The following is a 1590-nucleotide window of genomic DNA, read 5'->3' as shown; positions in this document are numbered from 1 at the left end:
TCAGGCGAAGACGTCCTGCTGGTAGCGCTCGTCGGCCTCGAGCTGGGCGAGCCACTGCTGGGCGGCCTCGTCGTTGCTGCCGGTCTTCTGGCGGTGGATGGCGGCGAGTGCCTCGCGGACGGCGGGGGCCATGCGGCGGCCGTCACCGCAGACGTAGATGTACGCGCCGTCCTCGATGGCCTGCCACACCGTGTCGGCGGCGTTCGCGATGGCGTTCTGCACGAACCGGGCCGGGTGGCCGGTCACCGCAGAGAAGGCGGTGTGCACCTGGGCGATGCCGGACTTCTCCCAGTCCTGCATCTCCTGCTTGTAGAAGTAGTCGTGCTCCGGGTGGCGGCAGCCGACGAAGACCTGCGACGCGCCCACCTGGGTGCCGTTCGCGTGCTGTGTCGCCCGCTCCTCCAGGAAGCCGCGCAGCGGCGCGATGCCGGTGCCGGGGCCGATGAGGATCAGCGGCGTGGCGGGGTCGGCGGGCGGGGCGAAGGTGGGGGAGGGCACGCGGACGTAGCCGTAGACGACGTCCCCGGGCTCCAGGCCGGCGATGTAGGCGGAGCAGGTGCCGCGGTACTGGCCGTCGCCGGACAGGGCCGGGCCTTCCAGCAGGCCGACGGTCAGGCGCACATGGCGCGGGTTGGCGGACGGGGCGGAGGAGATGGAGTAGAAGCGCGGGCGGATGGGGCCCGTCATCTCCAGGAACACCGCCAGCGGCAGCTCGACGGCCGGGAAGCGCTCCAGCAGGCCCAGCACCGAGATGCGCTTGCCGAGGATCTCCTTCTGGTAGCGCTCCTCGGCCTCCTCCGTTTCGGCGGTGTACGCCTGGAGCTGCGGCCGGGTCCACGGGCACTCGGTGTGCTCGGCGAGCGTCTGGATCTGGGAGCGGGTGGCCACGTCCTGCAGTTCCAGGAACTCGGTGAGCAGGATGAGGGCGGTGACCGGGGTGCCGACCGGCAGGTGCGTGCGGCCACCGGCTGGCTGGTCGAGCCGGAGCACCTGGTCGTACTCGACGCCGAGCCGCCTCAGGGCGCGCTCCACCAGGGCGAGTTCGTTCTTGGCGAAGACGGCCAGGTGGTTGCCGGTGTCGTAGGTGACACCGTCCGGCAGCTCGACGGTGATGGACTTCGCGGACGGGCGCGGCGGCTCGATCTGGAAGTCCCACAGGCCGGTCGCGTCGGCCACGAGTTCCTCGTTGGTCACCACGGTGAGCGGGTAGGCCTGCTCGGAGACGATGGCGGGGCGCACGTCGGACTCGGTGAGCAGCTGGACCTGGTAACGGGGGCCGCTGGCCTGGGAGGTGTCGGCGGCGTACTCCTCGGCCAGGGTGGCCCACAGGTTGTTCATCCACCGGGTGGCCATGCCGTCGAAGTCCCCTGCGGCGTCGGCGATGCCGCGTTCGACGACCGGGGTGGCGCCGGCGGCCAGCAGACCTTCCTCGATCCGCTTGGGGAATGCCTGGTAGGTGGCCACCCACTGGGTGTTGCCGGCGCCCAGCAGCGCGTACCGCACATTCGACAGCGAGCCCTCGGGCAGCCCGGCGGCGAGCAGGTCGTCGAAGCGCTGGGCGTTGTCGGGAGCCTTGCCGTTGTAGCTGGC

General features: G+C 71.3%; 1 protein-coding gene. It reads right to left on the bottom strand.

Translation table 11 applies throughout. The annotated features are described in order from the left end of the window. Window positions 1-1590, bottom strand: a 1590-nt coding sequence (locus SRB17_RS45225) for a flavodoxin domain-containing protein (RefSeq protein ID WP_194294382.1), incomplete at its 5' end; no start/stop codon positions are given.

The sequence above is a fragment of the Streptomyces sp. RB17 genome, from assembly GCF_009604455.1.
Classification (GTDB): Bacteria; Actinomycetota; Actinomycetes; order Streptomycetales; family Streptomycetaceae; genus Streptomyces.
This window is presented reverse-complemented; position numbering and strand designations above follow the sequence as displayed.